This is a genomic window from Pseudomonas sp. SWRI81 (assembly GCF_014268545.1).
Lineage (GTDB): Bacteria > Pseudomonadota > Gammaproteobacteria > Pseudomonadales > Pseudomonadaceae > Aquipseudomonas > Aquipseudomonas hamedanensis.
Window position 1 is genome coordinate 66,299 of sequence record NZ_JABWQS010000019.1, and the last position, 15,982, is coordinate 82,280.

The window sequence follows — 15,982 nt, forward strand, 5'->3', positions numbered from 1 at the left end:
TGCTGTTAATTCAAATGTTCGACACGGATCCGTACAACCGGGCCGTCGACACCCGCCAGCGCTTCAAGGGCGGCGATCGCATCGTTGATGCGCTGCTCCACCACGCGGTGGGTCAGCAGGATCATCGGCACCAGACCGTCATGCTCTTCGACTTCTTTCTGCATGATCGATTCGATATTGATGCCGCGCTCCGAGAGGATGCTCGCCACCTGTGCCAGTACGCCCGGATGGTCCTTGGCCTGAATGCGCAGGTAGTACGCGCTTTCGCAGGCTTCGATCGGCAGGATCGGATGGGCCGACAGCGAATCCGGCTGGAAGGCCAGGTGCGGCACACGGTTTTCCGGATCGGACGTCATGGCGCGAACCACGTCCACCAGGTCGGCAATCACCGACGACGCCGTCGGCTCCATGCCGGCGCCGGCGCCGTAGAACAGCGTCGAACCGGCCGCATCACCGTTGACCATCACCGCGTTCATCACGCCGTTGACGTTGGCGATCAGGCGATCGGCCGGAATCAGCGTCGGGTGCACGCGCAGTTCGATGCCCGCGTCAGTGCTGCGCGCGACACCGAGGTGCTTGATGCGATAGCCCAGCGCTTCGGCGTAATTGACGTCAGCAGTGGTCAGCCTGGTGATGCCTTCGGTGTAAGCCTTGTCGAATTGCAGCGGAATACCGAACGCGATCGACGCCAGGATCGTCAGTTTGTGCGCCGCGTCGATGCCTTCGACGTCGAAGGTCGGATCGGCTTCGGCATAGCCCAGCGCCTGCGCTTCGGCGAGCACGTCTTCGAACGTACGGCCCTTCTCGCGCATTTCGGTGAGGATGAAGTTGCCGGTACCGTTGATGATCCCCGCGACCCAATTGATGCGGTTGGCCGACAGGCCTTCACGAATCGCCTTGATCACCGGAATGCCACCGGCCACCGCCGCTTCGAATGCCACGATCACGCCTTTCTCGCGCGCCTTGGCGAAAATCTCATTACCGTGAACGGCTATCAGCGCCTTGTTCGCGGTGACCACATGCTTGCCATTCTCGATGGCCTTGAGTACCAGCTCGCGGGCAACGGTGTAGCCGCCCATCAGCTCTATGACGATGTCGATCTCAGGGTTCGTGGCCACTTCGAAGACATCGTTGGTAATCGCAATACCGGTCGTCTGGAACTGAGGCTTTGGCGTGCGCATGGCAATTTGTGCCACTTCGATCCCACGCCCGGCACGACGAGCAATTTCCTCGGCGTTGCGCTGAAGTACGTTGAAGGTCCCGCCACCGACGGTCCCTAACCCACAGATGCCTACTTTGACCGGATTCACTGTGAACTCCCCATGAAACGGCCGACTCGAGGTCGGCCGGAAAACAACCGCGTGCTCGCGGCTCTCTATTAATGGCCCGGTGAAGTGACCACCGGACCATGATCGTCAAGGCTGACCGTGACGATGCGAATTACTTCGCGCCCAGCGCCAGTTTGGCGACTTGTGGCGCAGGCTGGTAGCCCGGAATGACTTGTCCGTCGGCCAAAACGATGGCCGGTGTACCGTTCACGCCGATCGACTGACCGAGGGCGAACTGTTTGGAAACCGGGTTATCGCACTTGGCGGCCTTGATTTCCTTGCCATCGACCATTTTGTCCATGGCGGCTTTCTTGTCTTTCGAGCACCACACGGCTTGCAACTGCTCGTCACCTGGCGAATTCAGGCCCTGACGCGGGAACGCCACGTAGCGCACTTCGATGCCGCGCTTGTTCAGCTCGGGGACTTCGGCGTGCAGTTTGTGGCAGTACGGGCAGGTGGTATCGGTGAACACGGTGATGTGCGATTTGGTCTCGCCCACGGCCGGGTAGACCACGGTTTCGGCCACCGGGATGGCGTTGATCAGTTTGGAAATGCCCAGGCGTTCGGTCTTCTCGGTCAGGTTGACCGGTTTGCCGTCCTTGAGCTGGTACAGGTTGCCCTGAACGATGTACTGACCATCGGCGCTGGCGTACAACACGCGGCTGCCCTTGAGCTTGACTTCGTACATGCCTGGCAGCGGGCTTGAATTGATGCTTTCTACCGGAACCTCGAGTTCGAGTTTTTCCAGGCTTTGACGAATGGCTTTGTCGGCCGCGTCATCGGCGACGGCAAAGGTGCTCGCCAACGCAATGGCGGCGGCGGCGAAAATCTGGGTCAGACGCATGAGAACTCCTGAAGGCGGACAAATGGAACGTTCAGAACGCCCGTGCGAAACACCGGGTCATGACCGTCCATCGTGCAAACCGGGAAAGCCTAACACATAAGGCCACGGTGGCCGAATGCGCCTGTCGCCGCAGGTTTAAACATCTTCGAAGGTCCCCTGTAGGAGTGAGCCTGCTCGCGATAGCGGTCTGTCAGTCGAAGCTGTGTCGTCAGGACTACAGCTATCGCGAGCAGGCTCACTCCTACAAGGGATTTTTGTTCAGCCGCGAGGGTGGTGTTTGGCGTGCAGGTCTTGCAGGCGGGCGCGGGCCACGTGGGTGTAAATCTGGGTTGTGGACAAGTCGCTGTGCCCGAGCAACATCTGCACCACGCGCAGGTCTGCACCGTGGTTGAGCAGGTGCGTGGCGAACGCGTGTCGCAAGGTGTGCGGCGACAGCGACTTGCCGATCCCGGCGACCTTGGCCTGATGCTTGATCCGGTGCCAGAAAGTCTGGCGAGTCATCTGCTCACCGCGCTGGCTGGGGAACAGCACATCGCTGGGCCGGCCACCAAGCAGTTCACCGCGACCGTCACGCATGTAGCGTTCGACCCAGACAATCGCCTCCTCGCCCATCGGCACCAGGCGCTCTTTGCTGCCCTTGCCCATCACCCGTAATACACCTTGGCGCAGGTTGACCTGTTCCAGTGTCAGGCTGACCAGTTCAGTCACGCGCAAACCACAGGCATACAGCACCTCAAGCATGGCGCGGTCACGCTGGCCGATGGCTTCGCTCAGGTCCGGCGCCTTGAGCAGCGCTTCGACGTCGGCTTCCGACAGGGATTTGGGCAATGGCCTACCGAGTTGCGGCATGTCGACGCGTAACGTCGGGTCGACGCTGATCAGCTTTTCCCGCAGCAGATAGCGATAAAAGCCACGCACCCCGGAGAGGAATCTCGCGGTCGAGCGTGGCTTGTAGTTTTGCTCCAGACGCCAGGCCAGGTGATCGAGAATCAAATCCCGGCCGGCGTTGATCAGTTCAAGGTTTTTCTCCTGCAACCAGCCGTTGAACAGCGCAAGGTCGCTGCGATAGGCGTCGCGGGTGTTGTCGGACAGGCCTTTCTCCAGCCATAAGGCGTCGAGGAATTGATCAATCAGCGGATGGTCGATGGCAGGCATGGATACTCAGAGCAGGGCTTTTTCGCGCGGCGCGCAAATAGACAGTGAATGGGCGTCAGTCTTTCATAGCCGGCCAGATCAAGGAACAGAGAGATTCGCTGAACGAGGCGTTCGAGATGGATTTGCTAAATCGCAGGCAACAAAAAAGCAGCCCGCAGGCTGCTTTTTTCTGCATCGGAAGCTGGACTTAAGCCAGTTTTTCCTTGATGCGAGCTGCTTTACCCGACAGGTCACGCAGGTAGTACAGCTTGGCTTTACGTACGTCACCGCGACGCTTGACAGCCATGCTGTCGATTTGCGGCGAGTAGGTCTGGAAAGTACGTTCTACGCCAACACCGTTGGAGATTTTACGAACGGTGAACGCACTGTTCACGCCGCGGTTACGCTTGGCGATGACAACGCCTTCGAACGCTTGCAGACGGGAACGATCGCCTTCCTTCACTTTCACCTGAACGACAATAGTGTCGCCTGGGGCGAAGGTAGGGATTTCTTTGGTCATCTGCTCTGCTTCGAGTGCAAGGATGATTTTGTTGGTCATGCTGTGCTCCTAAGGTAAATCGTTCGATCTACCATCGATACGTTGTTAACTATCGTCCCGCTCGCGGATGTATTCCTCGAGCAGCTTCTTCTCTTCTCCAGAAAGCGAGCGGCTTTCCAGAAGATCGGCGCGTCGTTCATAGGTCCGACCAAGGGACTGCTGTAAACGCCAACGCCGGATATGCGCGTGATTGCCACTTAGCAACACGTCGGGAACACGCTGATCCGCATACACCTCCGGTCGGGTGTAGTGCGGGCAATCCAGCAGACCATCCGTAAAGGAATCTTCCTCAGCGGAATCCGCATGCCCTAAAGCTCCAGGCAGCAGTCGTGTAACCGCATCGATCAGGACCATGGCCGGCAGCTCGCCGCCAGACAATACATAGTCGCCAATCGACCACTCTTCATCGACATGAGCCTCAATAAAGCGCTCGTCAATGCCTTCGTAACGGCCGGCAATCAGGATCAATGCATCCGATTGTGCCAGCTCGCGTACCGCCGACTGAGTCAGTTGACGGCCTTGGGGGGACAGGTAAATTACCTTCGCCGCCTCCCCGGCTGCCGCCTTGGCCTGAACCAGAGCATCTTCCAGGGGCTTGATCTTCATCACCATGCCCGGACCACCGCCAAACGGGCGATCGTCCACAGTGTGATGCCGATCCGTCGTGTAATCTCGCGGATTCCAGCAGGTCAGCTGCAACAGCCCCTGCTTGACCGCACGACTGGTGATGCCGTAATCGCCAATGGCGGAAAACATCTCGGGAAACAGACTGATCACTTCTACGCGCAAGTTAGCCACGTTTAGAAGTCCGCGTCCCAATCCACCTTCATCTCGCCCGCGGCCAGGTCGACGGCCAACACGCATTGCTCGGTATAGGGCAACAGGCGTTCGCGATCATCCAGGCTGCCAGCGCAAGGCTTGACGACCATTACATCATTGGCGCCGGTTTCCAGAAGATGATCGATTTTCCCGAGCAGTTGCCCAAGGGTGTCGATGACCTTCAGACCTTCCAGCTGGTACCAGTAGTACTCGCCATCGGTCAATTCAGCGAACAGGTTGCGCGGCACGCAGATCTCATAACCGGCCAGAAGACGAGCTTCTTCACGATCATCGAGACCCTTGAGCTTGGCGACCAGGAACTTGTCGCTCCCACGTCCACTGACCAGCTCGACCTGTTTGACATTGCCTTCGCGCTTGAGCGTCCAGGTTTTGTACTGCAACAGGTTTTCAGTCGGATCAGTAAAGGAATACACCTTCACTTCGCCGCGAACGCCATGAACAGAATAAATTTTGCCAATAACGATCAAATCATCGGCAGCAGCAGGCGTCGCGTTCATATTGCTCAGGCCGCAGCCTTGGCAGATTCCTTCAACAACTGAGCAACGCGCTCAGAAGGTTGTGCACCAACGCTCAGCCAGTAGGCAACGCGCTCTTGGTTCACGGACAGACGGATTTCCTGACCACGGGCAACAGGGTTGAAGAAACCAACCTGTTCTTTGTGGGAGCCGTCACGCGGGTTACGCGAGTCGGTTACGGTCAGGTGGTAAAACGGGCGCTTTTTGGAGCCGCCAAGGGCAAGACGGATTGTTAGCATGTGAACATCGTTCCTGTAGTCGGTGCTGCAAATCTAAATGCACAGCGGGCATGGGTGCCCGAAAGGCCGCATATTCTAAGGAATATCCGGACTTTTGCAAATGACTTTTTCCGGCGCCTGTGGCATGCCGTGCAGATTTGCATAGAGAGCCGTCGGTTAAAACGGCCAGTCAGCTCCCGCCGAGTGCGGGTTTGCTGTTGATCCCGCATCCTTGCGGGGCCTGCGCCGGTGCGACGACCGGCCAGTTAGTTACATTTTTGGCATACCGCCGCCGGGCAACATACCGCCCATGCCGCGCATCATTTTTGCCATACCGCCCTTGGCGGTGAATTTCTTCATCATCTTCTGCATCTGCTTGTGCTGCTTGATCAAGCGACCGATGTCCTGCACCTGAGTGCCGGAGCCCATGGCGATCCGGCGCTTGCGCGAACCGCTGATCAGCTCAGGGTCGCGGCGCTCGGCCGGGGTCATGGAATTGATGATGGCTTCCATCTGTTTGAATTGCTTTTCTGCGGCGTTCTGGGCATTGCCCATCTGCGACAGATTCACCCCGCCGATGCTCGGCAGCTTGTCCATGAGCCCGCCAAGGCCGCCCATGTTCTTCATTTGTTGCAGCTGATCGCGGAAGTCTTCGAGGTCGAAGCCCTTGCCCTTCTTCAGCTTCTTGGCCAGTTTGTCGGCCTTGTCCTTGTCGAGGGTCGCTTCGGCCTGTTCGATCAGGCTGAGCACGTCGCCCATGCCGAGGATCCGCGAGGCGATCCGCTCAGGGTGGAACGGATCGAGCGCTTCGCTCTTCTCGCCCATACCGATGAACTTGATCGGCTTGCCGGTGATGGCGCGCACCGACAGCGCGGCACCGCCACGGGCGTCGCCGTCGACCTTGGTCAGGATCACACCGGTCAGCGGCAGTGCATCACCAAAGGCCTTGGCCGTGTTGGCGGCGTCCTGACCGGTCATGGCGTCGACCACGAACAGGGTTTCGACCGGGTTGATCGCGGCGTGCAGCGCCTTGATCTCGCCCATCATCTCTTCGTCGATGTGCAGACGACCGGCGGTATCGACGATGACCACGTCGATGAATTTCAGTTTTGCTTCTTTAATGGCAGAAGTGGCGATGTCGACCGGCTTCTGGCTCAGGTCGGACGGGAAGAACGTCACGCCGATGTCGTTGGCCAGGGTTTCCAGCTGCTTGATCGCCGCCGGACGGTAGATATCCGCCGACACGACCATCACCGACTTCTTCTTGCGCTCTTTAAGGAAGCGCGCCAGCTTGCCGGCGGTGGTGGTTTTACCCGCGCCCTGCAGACCGGCCATCAGAATCACCGCCGGCGGCACGGCGCTCAGGTTCAGGTCTTCGTTGGCCGCGCCCATCAGGCTTTCGAGTTCGGCCTGGACGATCTTCACGAACGCCTGGCCCGGCGTCAGGCTGCGCGACACCTCAGTGCCGACAGCGCGCTCCTTGACCGAATTGACGAAGTCCTTGACGACCGGCAGCGCGACGTCAGCTTCAAGCAACGCCATGCGCACTTCACGCAGGGTGTCTTTGATGTTGTCCTCGGTCAGCTTCGCCTTGCCGGTGACATGGCGCAGCGTCTGCGAGAGACGGTCGGTTAAGTTTTCAAACATTGCGCGATCCTTTCAGGCCCTGTACAGACCGGGATAATGGCGGCCCAGACCGGAATCAACATGTGCTCGGCGAGCCTGCGGCGTGGGCAGGTCGCGGATTATAGCGAAGACTGCGGCCGGCGGACACCTCGCTGTCAGCTTGCTGAGTCTTTCGTGCGATAGCGGTTCTATGCCAAACTCAGCCCCTTTCGGGCTTGCCTAACAGGATTTATGCTCCCCTTGTCACCCAGTTTGCTGACCACCCTCGCCGCCGCCCTTCTTTACGCCGCTGCGACCCTTTATCAGAGCACCCGTCTGGCCACCGGCGCCAAGGCGAACAAGCGCCTGCTGGTTACCCTCGGCGTCCTCGCCGTCGTGGCCCACGGCGCCAGCCTGCTCACGCACCTGCTGACCCCGATCGGCCTGGGCCTGGATTTCTTCAGCGCCTCCAGCCTGATTGCCGCAGCGGTGATCGCCCTGACCCTGCTCGCCTGTTCACGGATCCCGGTGGAGAACCTGCTGGTGCTGCTGTTTCCGCTGGGCGCCATCACCGTGCTGCTGGCGCAGTTCGCGCCGACCGGCACGGTGCAGATCATTGATGAAGAACCGGGCATCCTCGCCCATATTCTGCTGTCGATCCTCGCCTACGGCATGTTCACCATCGCAGTGTTCCAGGCGTTGTTGCTGCTGGTCCAGGATCACCAGCTCAAGCACAAGCACCCATCCGGACTGATCAAGAACTTCCCGCCGCTGCAAACCATGGAAAGCCTGCTGTTCGGCTTCCTCTGGGCCGGCTGGACGCTGCTGTCGCTGTCGCTGATCTCCGGCTGGCTGTTCGTCGAGAACCTGTTCGCCCAGCACCTGGTGCACAAGACCTTGCTGGCGTGCCTGGCGTGGATCGTGTTCAGCGTGCTGCTGTGGGGCCGCAATCGTCTTGGCTGGCGCGGCCACAAGGCGATTCGCTGGACCCTCGCCGGTTTCTGCCTGCTGATGCTGGCGTATTTCGGCAGCAAACTGGTTCGTGAATACATTTTGCACATCTGACGGGCGGCATAAATGGACGGTTTGCCCATAGGGCCGATGCTCGCGGTATTTGTCCTGCTGATTTTGTGGTCGGGACTGTTTACCGCCGTCGAAATCGCGCAGCAGCATCTGCTCGCGCAACGCACCGCCTCGCGCGCCAGCGATAAGCCGCTGGCGAAGCTGAGCTTCCCGCTCGACAGCCTGATCCTGTGCAACACCCTGTGTCGCGCGCTCGCGGTCATCATCGCAACGTTGCTGGCGATTTTCCTCTGCGAAGAAAACGGTCCGTGGGCGGCTTGCCTCGGCGCTGGCGCCATCCTGCTGGTGTTTGCCGATTATTTTCCGCGCACCGTTGCCCGGCGCTATCCCGATGCGGTGCTGACGTTCGGCAATGCCCTGCTGGCGGTGCCACTGCGAATCGTCTACCCGTTCGCCTGGCTATTCAGCCGTCTGAGCGCTTTGCTGATGACGCCGTTCACGCGCAAGGCCCAGGTCGTGCAACAGAGTGAGGACGACCTGCCGGCCGATCATCAGGATGATTTCGAACACCCTGTTCGCGCCCATCCGGTGTCGGGCATCCACGCGCTGGAAAACATCACGGTCAATGACATTCTGGTCCCGCGCAGTGACGTCGACGGCATCAATCTTGACGATTCGATCGAAGAAATCATCGAGCAACTGCGCCACAACAAACGCACGCGCCTGCCGCTGTTTCACAGCGACATCAATCAGGTCGAAGCGGTCCTCAACACCCGCCAGATCGGCCACTTGCTGAACAACGGCCAACTGACCCGCGAAGCACTGCTGGCGGCCAGTTACGAGCCGTACTTCGTTCCGGAAAGCACGCCGTTGCAACTGCAGTTGCTGAACTTTCACAAACAGCAGCGGCGCCTGGGCATGGTGGTCGACGAGTACGGCGAAGTGCTGGGGATCGTCACGCTGGAAGATATTCTTGAAGAGATCGTCGGCGAATTCGAAAGCGAACACAGCCTCGAAAACCCGCACATTCATCCACAAGCCGACGGGCGCATGGTGATCGATGGCGCCGCCTCGATCCGCGAACTGAACAAGTGCCTGGGCTGGCATTTGCCGAGCGATGGTCCGAAGACGCTGAATGGGCTGGTGACCGAAGCGCTGGAGACCATTCCGGAGAGTGCGGTTTGTCTGAAGATCGGCCGTTATCGCCTGGAAATCCTTGAAACCGAGGAGAACCGGGTAAGCAAAGTGTTGATCTGGCTTACGAGCCTGGCACCCGCCAAGGCCTAAGCCCTGTGGTGAGGGGAGCTTGCTCCCGCCAAGGTCTAAGCCTTGTGGCGAGGGAGCTTGCTCCCGCTCGGGCGCGCAGCGGCCGCAAAATAGCGGCACCACATCAATAGATAGGGCTGCTTCGCAACCCAGCGGGAGCAAGCTCCCTCGCCACATCATCATTTGCCTGCAGAATGGGCGAAGCTTTAATTGCGCTTGTTCGATTGTTAGCCTCCTTCCTATAATCGAGGCGCTTACCCAAGCGCCGTCAATCCCTGTGCTTACCCGGCACTCCATGGATCCCGACTGTTTTGCGCTACACACCGACGACTGTTCCTACTCGAAACAGCGATCGCGCCTCATCCCACATCCCTGGGTGTTCGACCATAATAATTCGCTCCAACGGAGCTCATGACTGTCAGGGATCACCGCATGACGACCCAAACCGCTTACAGCGAAACCGCGCCTGCCCAACCGACCAACTCCGCCACTCGTGTGGCCACGGCCAGCTTTATCGGCACCGCCATTGAGTTTTACGACTTCTATGTCTACGCCACCGCTGCGGCGCTGGTGATCGGGCCGGTGTTCTTTCCGCAGACGTCCGGGACAGCGCAAATGCTCTCGGCGTTTCTCACCTTTGGCATCGCTTTCCTTGCCCGCCCACTGGGTTCGGCGCTGTTCGGCCATTTCGGCGACCGCGTCGGCCGTAAATCGACGCTGGTCGCTTCGCTGCTGCTGATGGGCGTGTGTACAACTTTGATTGGCGTCCTGCCGGGCTACGACAGTATCGGTGCCTGGGCGCCGATTCTGCTCTGTGTACTACGTTTCGGTCAGGGTCTGGGCTTGGGTGGTGAATGGGGTGGCGCTGCGCTGCTGGCCACGGAAAACGCACCGAAAGGCAAACGCGCCTGGTTCGGCATGTTCCCGCAGCTCGGGCCATCGATTGGTTTCCTTGCAGCCAACGGTCTGTTCCTGACCCTGGCAATGACTCTGGATGACGAACAGTTCCGCAGCTGGGGCTGGCGCATTCCGTTTCTGCTCAGCGCCGCGCTGGTAATGGTCGGCCTGTACGTGCGCCTCAAGCTTCACGAAACGCCAGTGTTCGCCAACGCCATCGCCCGTCAGGAGCGGGTGAAGGTGCCGCTGGTCGAACTGTTCAGTCAGTACTGGGCACCGACCTTGCTGGGCGCAGCGGCGATGGTGGTCTGCTATGCGCTGTTCTATATCTCGACGGTGTTTTCCCTCAGCTACGGCGTGTCCACGCTGGGTTATAGCCGCGAAACGTTCCTTGGCCTGCTGTGCTTTGCGGTGCTGTTCATGGCAGCGGCCACGCCGTTGTCGGCCTGGGCCAGCGACCGTTACGGGCGCAAACCGGTGCTGATCATCGGTGGTGTACTGGCGATTCTTTCCGGGTTTCTGATGGAGCCGTTGCTGACTCAGGGTTCGACCTGGGGCGTGGCGCTGTTCCTGTGCATCGAATTGTTCTTGATGGGCGTGACGTTCGCGCCGATGGGAGCGCTGTTGCCTGAGCTGTTTCCGACCCATGTGCGTTATACCGGCGCGTCAGCGGCGTACAACCTGGGCGGGATCGTCGGCGCCTCGGCGGCACCGTTCTTTGCGCAGAAACTGGTGGCGATGGGCGGGTTGAGTTATGTCGGCGGGTATGTGTCGGCGGCGGCGGTGTTGAGTGTGATAGCGGTGTTGTGTTTGAAAGAGACCCGTGGCAATGACCTGAATCGGGTCGCTTGATAGACAGCTATCGCGAGCAGGCTCACTCCTACAGGGGAACGCATTACAAATTGTAGGAGTGAGCCTGCTCGCGATGGGCGCGACTCGGTTTAGAGTTCTACAACAACCGCCTGAGACGCACGAGTCGCCTTGGCACGCGCGGCCTCGATCGATTCATCGCGCGCCAGCGCCACGCCCATGCGGCGCTGGCCGTTCACTTCTGGCTTGCCGAACAGGCGCAGCGCGGTATCCGGTTCGCTCAACGCGGCGCCCAGGTTGGCGAACGCGGTCTGGGTCGACTGCCCTTCCACCAGAATCACCGCCGACGCCGAAGGCCCGAACTGACGAATCAGCGGCACCGGCAAGCCCAGAATGGCTCGGGCGTGCAGGGCGAACTGCGACAGATCCTGAGAAATCAGCGTGACCAGGCCGGTGTCATGCGGACGCGGCGACACTTCGCTGAACCACACCTGATCGCCCTTGATGAACAACTCGACGCCAAACAGACCACGACCACCCAGCGCCTCCGTCACCGCTTTGGCGACGCGCTCGGATTCAGCCAGGGCAATTGGACTCATGGCCTGCGGCTGCCAGGATTCCTGGTAATCGCCCTTCTCCTGACGGTGACCGACCGGAGCACAGAAGGTGGTGCCGCCGATGTGGCGCACGGTCAGCAGGGTAATTTCGTAATCGAAATCGATGAAGCCTTCGATGATCACCCGACCTTTGCCGGCACGACCGCCCTCTTGCGCGTAATCCCAGGCTTTCTGCACATCATCGGCGCTGCGCAGCAGGCTCTGGCCTTTGCCCGAGGAGCTCATCACCGGCTTGACGACACAAGGGAAGCCCAGGTCCTGCACGGCTTTGCTGTAATCCTCGAAGGTGTCGGCAAAGTGGTACGGCGAAGTCGGCAGGTCCAGCTCTTCAGCGGCCAGACGACGGATGCCTTCGCGGTTCATGGTCAGCTGTGCAGCGCGGGCCGTCGGGATCACGGTAAAGCCTTCGGCCTCCAGCTCAACCAGGGTGGCGGTGGCGATGGCTTCGATTTCCGGCACGATGAAGTGCGGCTTCTCGGCCTCGATCACCGCACGCAGGGCGGCGCCGTCGAGCATGTTGATCACGTGGCTGCGGTGGGCGACTTGCATGGCCGGCGCATTGGCATAGCGATCGACGGCAATCACTTCAACGCCGAGGCGCTGCAATTCGATTACCACTTCCTTGCCCAACTCACCACAGCCACACAGCAATACGCGGGTCGCGGTTGGCGACAATGGAGTTCCGATACGGGTCATCTCAGGTCCTCAAAGAAGCGGATCATCGAGGAAAGCCACGCAAGTGCGCTTTCCATGGGGAGAAAGCGCGGCATTTTACATGAACCCGAGGGTTTGGCTTCAGCTGGCGACAGCCTGTTTGCGCTCGCGCCAGGCCATGATCAGCCAGACGGCGGTGACGCCGGCAAACTTCGACGCCAGTGCGGTGATGATCACCGGCGGGGTCAGCAGGTCGATCATGCCGAAGAAAATGAACGTATCCAGCGGAATGCTCAACGCCGAACTGATCCACAAGCGGTCACGCAGCGGGCGCTTGGTGATGCTGAACACCAGCCAGTCAATGCACTCGGAAACGGCGAACGCGGTGGCACTGGCCAAGGCAATGGAAGGGTCGGACGTCACGTAGGACAGCACCAGCGCCGCCAGCATCGCCACAATCGCACCATGACCGAAACGGGTTTGCACCATGTCGCGCAACACAAACACCAACCCGCCCCACGCCGACCAGATGATGTCCAGGTGCGGCGCGGTGGAAAAAGCGAAGTTGATCAGCACGACGCTGCTGATGTAGGCGATGAGAAAGATCATGGAGGCGGCCTGTGAATGTGGCGCACAGGTTACTTCAGGCTGTGTTGTGAGCCAATAAGATGTAGTGAATGTACTGGCCTCTTCGCGGGCAAGCCCGCTTCCACATGAGATCTCATTCCAAATGTGGGAGCGGGCTTGCTCGCGAAAGCGGTGGTCTAGGCGCCGGATTTTCCGGGGATCATCCACACCAACCCACTCGCCTTCGCCCGCTCATGGCACAACCCCAGCACCACGCGGCGCTCCTCATTGCTCATGCGGCCCCAACGGGTGATCTCTGCGACCGTGCGCTGGCACCCGGTGCAAACATCATCGTCGTCCAGCGCGCAAATATTCACACAGGGCGAGGCGACGGGACGTTCGACGGCAGTCATTCTTCCTGCTCAACCAGATCGCGGGCATAACGCTGCGAGTTATGCACATAGTGCGCGGCGCTGGCTTCGAGCATCTTCTTTTGCGCCTCGGTCAGCTCCCGCACGACTTTTCCAGGCGAGCCCATCACCAGCGAACCGTCGGGAATTTCCTTGCCTTCGCCGATCAGCGAATTGGCGCCGATGATGCAGTTCCTGCCGATCTTCGCGCCGTTGAGAATCACCGCGTTGATACCGATCAGGCTGTAATCGCCAACCGTGCAGCCGTGCAGCATTGCGTTGTGGCCGATGGTCACGCCAGTGCCGATGGTCAACGGATAGCCCATGTCGGTGTGCATCACCGTGCCGTCTTGAACGTTGCTGTTTTTGCCAATCAGGATCAGTTCGTTGTCGCCGCGCAGCACGGCGTTGAACCAGACGTTGGCGCCTTCTTCCAGTCTGACCTTGCCGACCAGCACGGCATTGGGGGCGACCCAGCTCTGCGGGTGAGTCTCGACGCGGGCGTCGCCCAGGCGGTATTTCATGTTGTTTTCCTCAGGGCTTACGGTGTTCGGCCACTCGAACGGCGGCTCAGGTATTGAGAAAGCTTTTCGGCGGCTGGTGCAAGCTGATATCAGCGTCATAAAGCAGGTTGATCAGCTCGACGATCATGATTGCCGTCAGCCCCCAGATCTTGTATTCGCCGTAGCGATAACTGGGCACGTACCAGCTTCTGCCCTGGTAGTCGATGCGATGGGTGTGTTCGCGGGGGTCCTTGCGGAAGAATTCCAGCGGCACGCTGAAGACTGCGGCAATTTCGGCATCGTTGGGCTGGTATTCGACGAAATCGGGAATCACCCCGACGTACGGCGTGACCTTGATGCCATGCAGGGAAATCAACGGGCTGAGCGGGCCGATGACTTCGACCAGTCCCGGCGGCAGGCCGATCTCTTCTTCGGCCTCGCGCAGGGCGGTAAAGATCAGATCCGGGTCTTCAGGGTCGCGGCGGCCACCGGGAAAGGCGACTTCGCCGCCATGGGTCGAAAGCCCGCTGGCACGCAGCGTCAGGACCAGTTCCGGCTCGTCACTGCGGGTGATCGGCACCAGAACGGCGGCTTCGGGGAAACGCGTGTCGGTCTCCAGCGTGCGCGGTGTGTGGTTGCTTACCCTATGCAGTAGCTCGTCCAGCATGAGTGTTCTCGATCGGGGCCTTACCCTGCATCATGCACCAATCGATGCGAGTGCCCAAGCCCCCGAAACCCGTCGTGTCGCGAAACGACAACTTGCCGACCGGCACCGCTGCACGCCAAGATAGGCGCAGCATTCAGGAACCTGAGCATGAAATTTTGCAGCCAATGCGGTAACCCGGTGACGCAGCGCATTCCCGAAGGCGATTCGCGGCTGCGATTTGTCTGCGACAGCTGTCAGACCATTCACTACCAGAACCCCAACATCGTCGCCGGGTGCGTGCCGACCTGGGGCAGCAAAGTGCTGCTCTGTCGTCGCGCCATCGAGCCACGTTTGGGGTACTGGACGTTGCCGGCCGGTTTCATGGAAAACGGCGAGACCATCGAACAGGCCGCCATCCGCGAAACCGCTGAAGAAGCCTGCGCCCGGGTTCGCCACCTGAGTATCTACACGCTGATCGACGTGCCGCACATCAGCCAGGTGCATGTGTTCTTTCGTGCCGAGCTGGTCGATGTGGATTTTGCCGCTGGCCCCGAGAGCCTCGAAGTGCAACTGTTCGACGAAGCCGACATTCCCTGGGACGAGCTGGCGTTCCGCACGGTGGGGCGTACGCTGGAATGCTTCTTCGCGGATCGGCGCAACGAGGTTTATCCGGTGCGCTCGGAATCCATTCCGCCACTGGTCCAGCCGGCGATCACCTGATCTTTTCAAGGGGCGGCCGATAACCACAGCGCGTTTGCACTACATCCGCGTCTATCAATCATGTATCTGCTTCATAGCTGGGGAATCGTTTCAATGCGTTGGTTGCTTGCCCTGTTTTGCCTGTCGTTCGTTGCAGTCTCGCAAGCGTCATTCGTGACCACCGTGACGCCGTCGAATACCCCTCTCATCGAAAAGGTCCTGGTGCTCAAATCGGCGCATCAGTTGCAATTGATCGTCGACGGCAAGCCGCTCAAGACCTATCGCATCTCCTTGGGCAAGGGCGCGAAAAAAGGTCCGAAACTGATCGAAGGCGATAAACGCACCCCGGAAGGCTTCTATTGGATCGACTGGCGCAAGACCAGCGACAAATTCAATCTGTCGATGCACATTTCCTATCCGAACATCAGCGACTCGGCCCGCGCCCGGCGTGAAGGCGTCGAGCCCGGCGGGATGATCATGATCCATGGCACGCCGGATTCGGAAGAAACCCCTGAAGAGCTGTTCCACACGCTGGACTGGACCGACGGCTGCGTCGCGATGCGTAACGTCGACATGCGCGAAGTATGGAGCCTGGTGCCGGATGGCACGATGGTCGAAATTCGCCCTTAATCGCTGACCACTGGTCACCTGCAAAAAATAAATCAAAAGATCGCAGCCTGCGGCGGCTCCTACAGAGGTGATACCACTCTCAACTGTAGGAGCTGCCGCAGGCTGCGATCTTTTGCTTTGTACAGGCCACCACTAATACCACTTAAAAATACGCCCCCCTGAAAACCACCATTCCATTGGGTCAGGCACCCTTTCATCGCGTTGACATGGTATTGAA

General features: G+C 59.7%; 18 protein-coding genes. 5 read left to right on the forward strand and 13 right to left on the reverse strand.

Translation table 11 applies throughout. The annotated features are described in order from the left end of the window. Nucleotides 1-5: 5 nt before the first annotated feature. From HU765_RS14250 to ffh, 8 genes are all read right to left on the reverse strand, one after another. Nucleotides 6-1,310: a homoserine dehydrogenase gene (locus HU765_RS14250; RefSeq protein ID WP_186551117.1), complete on the reverse strand. Its 1,305-nt coding sequence runs from the start codon at nucleotides 1,308-1,310 to the stop codon at nucleotides 6-8. A gap of 130 nt (nucleotides 1,311-1,440) precedes the next feature. After that, on the reverse strand, nucleotides 1,441-2,172 hold the full coding sequence (gene dsbC, locus HU765_RS14255; protein WP_186621262.1) for a bifunctional protein-disulfide isomerase/oxidoreductase DsbC: 732 nt from the start codon (nucleotides 2,170-2,172) through the stop codon (nucleotides 1,441-1,443). Between the two features lie 258 nt (nucleotides 2,173-2,430). Further along, the gene (gene xerD / locus HU765_RS14260) at nucleotides 2,431-3,327 is read right to left on the reverse strand and encodes a site-specific tyrosine recombinase XerD (protein ID WP_186621264.1); all 897 of its coding nucleotides are present in this window, start codon (nucleotides 3,325-3,327) and stop codon (nucleotides 2,431-2,433) included. 187 nt (nucleotides 3,328-3,514) lie between these two features. Then, a complete protein-coding gene (gene rplS, locus HU765_RS14265) occupies nucleotides 3,515-3,865 on the reverse strand; it encodes a 50S ribosomal protein L19 (protein WP_003175895.1) in 351 nt (116 codons plus the stop codon). Between the two features lie 45 nt (nucleotides 3,866-3,910). Continuing rightward, nucleotides 3,911-4,663, reverse strand: a complete 753-nt coding sequence (gene trmD / locus HU765_RS14270; protein ID WP_090281920.1) for a tRNA (guanosine(37)-N1)-methyltransferase TrmD — start codon at nucleotides 4,661-4,663, stop codon at nucleotides 3,911-3,913. Between the two features lie 2 nt (nucleotides 4,664-4,665). Next, a complete protein-coding gene (gene rimM, locus HU765_RS14275) occupies nucleotides 4,666-5,202 on the reverse strand; it encodes a ribosome maturation factor RimM (RefSeq protein WP_186551120.1) in 537 nt (178 codons plus the stop codon). Nucleotides 5,203-5,207: 5 nt separating this feature from the next. Next, the gene (rpsP, locus tag HU765_RS14280; RefSeq protein ID WP_003185073.1) at nucleotides 5,208-5,459 is read right to left on the reverse strand and encodes a 30S ribosomal protein S16; all 252 of its coding nucleotides are present in this window, start codon (nucleotides 5,457-5,459) and stop codon (nucleotides 5,208-5,210) included. Nucleotides 5,460-5,708: 249 nt separating this feature from the next. Beyond that, the gene (gene ffh, locus HU765_RS14285; RefSeq protein ID WP_186621266.1) at nucleotides 5,709-7,085 is read right to left on the reverse strand and encodes a signal recognition particle protein; all 1,377 of its coding nucleotides are present in this window, start codon (nucleotides 7,083-7,085) and stop codon (nucleotides 5,709-5,711) included. A gap of 210 nt (nucleotides 7,086-7,295) precedes the next feature. Here ffh and ccsA point away from each other — a divergent pair, with 210 nt between their 5' ends. The 3 genes from ccsA (at nucleotide 7,296) to HU765_RS14300 (ending at nucleotide 11,081) form a co-directional block, all read left to right on the forward strand. Next, entirely contained in the window at nucleotides 7,296-8,108 is an 813-nt protein-coding gene (gene ccsA, locus HU765_RS14290) for a cytochrome c biogenesis protein CcsA (protein WP_186551121.1), read from the forward strand. 12 nt (nucleotides 8,109-8,120) lie between these two features. Next, the gene (locus HU765_RS14295; protein ID WP_186621268.1) at nucleotides 8,121-9,353 is read left to right on the forward strand and encodes a transporter associated domain-containing protein; all 1,233 of its coding nucleotides are present in this window, start codon (nucleotides 8,121-8,123) and stop codon (nucleotides 9,351-9,353) included. Nucleotides 9,354-9,764: 411 nt separating this feature from the next. Further along, a complete protein-coding gene (locus HU765_RS14300) occupies nucleotides 9,765-11,081 on the forward strand; it encodes an MFS transporter (protein WP_186551123.1) in 1,317 nt (438 codons plus the stop codon). An 89-nt stretch (nucleotides 11,082-11,170) separates the two neighbouring features. Here HU765_RS14300 and purT read toward each other — a convergent pair whose 3' ends face one another. From purT to HU765_RS14325, 5 genes are all read right to left on the reverse strand, one after another. Further along, a complete protein-coding gene (purT, locus tag HU765_RS14305) occupies nucleotides 11,171-12,352 on the reverse strand; it encodes a formate-dependent phosphoribosylglycinamide formyltransferase (protein WP_024011715.1) in 1,182 nt (393 codons plus the stop codon). Nucleotides 12,353-12,451: 99 nt separating this feature from the next. Continuing rightward, nucleotides 12,452-12,919, reverse strand: coding sequence for a VUT family protein (locus tag HU765_RS14310; protein ID WP_090281913.1), 468 nt, complete (start codon nucleotides 12,917-12,919; stop codon nucleotides 12,452-12,454). A gap of 155 nt (nucleotides 12,920-13,074) precedes the next feature. Further along, on the reverse strand, nucleotides 13,075-13,290 hold the full coding sequence (locus HU765_RS14315) for a DUF1289 domain-containing protein (RefSeq protein WP_186621270.1): 216 nt from the start codon (nucleotides 13,288-13,290) through the stop codon (nucleotides 13,075-13,077). Continuing rightward, nucleotides 13,287-13,811 (reverse strand): gamma carbonic anhydrase family protein, encoded by a 525-nt coding sequence (locus tag HU765_RS14320; protein WP_186621272.1) that lies wholly within the window; start codon nucleotides 13,809-13,811, stop codon nucleotides 13,287-13,289. Before HU765_RS14320 ends, HU765_RS14315 begins: the two co-directional genes overlap by 4 nt. 46 nt (nucleotides 13,812-13,857) lie before the next feature. Further along, the gene (locus HU765_RS14325; protein ID WP_186621274.1) at nucleotides 13,858-14,457 is read right to left on the reverse strand and encodes a CoA pyrophosphatase; all 600 of its coding nucleotides are present in this window, start codon (nucleotides 14,455-14,457) and stop codon (nucleotides 13,858-13,860) included. A 147-nt stretch (nucleotides 14,458-14,604) separates the two neighbouring features. Here HU765_RS14325 and HU765_RS14330 point away from each other — a divergent pair, with 147 nt between their 5' ends. Further along, nucleotides 14,605-15,156: an NUDIX hydrolase gene (locus tag HU765_RS14330; RefSeq protein WP_186551128.1), complete on the forward strand. Its 552-nt coding sequence runs from the start codon at nucleotides 14,605-14,607 to the stop codon at nucleotides 15,154-15,156. A 93-nt stretch (nucleotides 15,157-15,249) separates the two neighbouring features. After that, a complete protein-coding gene (locus tag HU765_RS14335; protein WP_186551129.1) occupies nucleotides 15,250-15,765 on the forward strand; it encodes a L,D-transpeptidase family protein in 516 nt (171 codons plus the stop codon). Nucleotides 15,766-15,982 lie beyond the last annotated feature (217 nt).

Excerpts from the sequence above, each read along its gene's own strand:
- dsbC (WP_186621262.1), bottom strand. The coding sequence starts at position 2,172 with ATGCGTCTGACCCAGATTTTCGCCGCCGCCGCCATTGCGTTGGCGAGC.
- xerD (WP_186621264.1), bottom strand. The coding sequence starts at position 3,327 with ATGCCTGCCATCGACCATCCGCTGATTGATCAATTCCTCGACGCCTTA.
- rplS (WP_003175895.1), bottom strand. The coding sequence starts at position 3,865 with ATGACCAACAAAATCATCCTTGCACTCGAAGCAGAGCAGATGACCAAA.
- rimM (WP_186551120.1), bottom strand. The coding sequence starts at position 5,202 with ATGAACGCGACGCCTGCTGCTGCCGATGATTTGATCGTTATTGGCAAA.
- rpsP (WP_003185073.1), bottom strand. The coding sequence starts at position 5,459 with ATGCTAACAATCCGTCTTGCCCTTGGCGGCTCCAAAAAGCGCCCGTTT.
- ffh (WP_186621266.1), bottom strand. The coding sequence starts at position 7,085 with ATGTTTGAAAACTTAACCGACCGTCTCTCGCAGACGCTGCGCCATGTC.
- ccsA (WP_186551121.1), top strand. The coding sequence starts at position 7,296 with ATGCTCCCCTTGTCACCCAGTTTGCTGACCACCCTCGCCGCCGCCCTT.
- HU765_RS14295 (WP_186621268.1), top strand. The coding sequence starts at position 8,121 with ATGGACGGTTTGCCCATAGGGCCGATGCTCGCGGTATTTGTCCTGCTG.
- HU765_RS14300 (WP_186551123.1), top strand. The coding sequence starts at position 9,765 with ATGACGACCCAAACCGCTTACAGCGAAACCGCGCCTGCCCAACCGACC.
- purT (WP_024011715.1), bottom strand. The coding sequence starts at position 12,352 with ATGACCCGTATCGGAACTCCATTGTCGCCAACCGCGACCCGCGTATTG.
- HU765_RS14310 (WP_090281913.1), bottom strand. The coding sequence starts at position 12,919 with ATGATCTTTCTCATCGCCTACATCAGCAGCGTCGTGCTGATCAACTTC.
- HU765_RS14315 (WP_186621270.1), bottom strand. The coding sequence starts at position 13,290 with ATGACTGCCGTCGAACGTCCCGTCGCCTCGCCCTGTGTGAATATTTGC.
- HU765_RS14320 (WP_186621272.1), bottom strand. The coding sequence starts at position 13,811 with ATGAAATACCGCCTGGGCGACGCCCGCGTCGAGACTCACCCGCAGAGC.
- HU765_RS14325 (WP_186621274.1), bottom strand. The coding sequence starts at position 14,457 with ATGCTGGACGAGCTACTGCATAGGGTAAGCAACCACACACCGCGCACG.
- HU765_RS14330 (WP_186551128.1), top strand. The coding sequence starts at position 14,605 with ATGAAATTTTGCAGCCAATGCGGTAACCCGGTGACGCAGCGCATTCCC.
- HU765_RS14335 (WP_186551129.1), top strand. The coding sequence starts at position 15,250 with ATGCGTTGGTTGCTTGCCCTGTTTTGCCTGTCGTTCGTTGCAGTCTCG.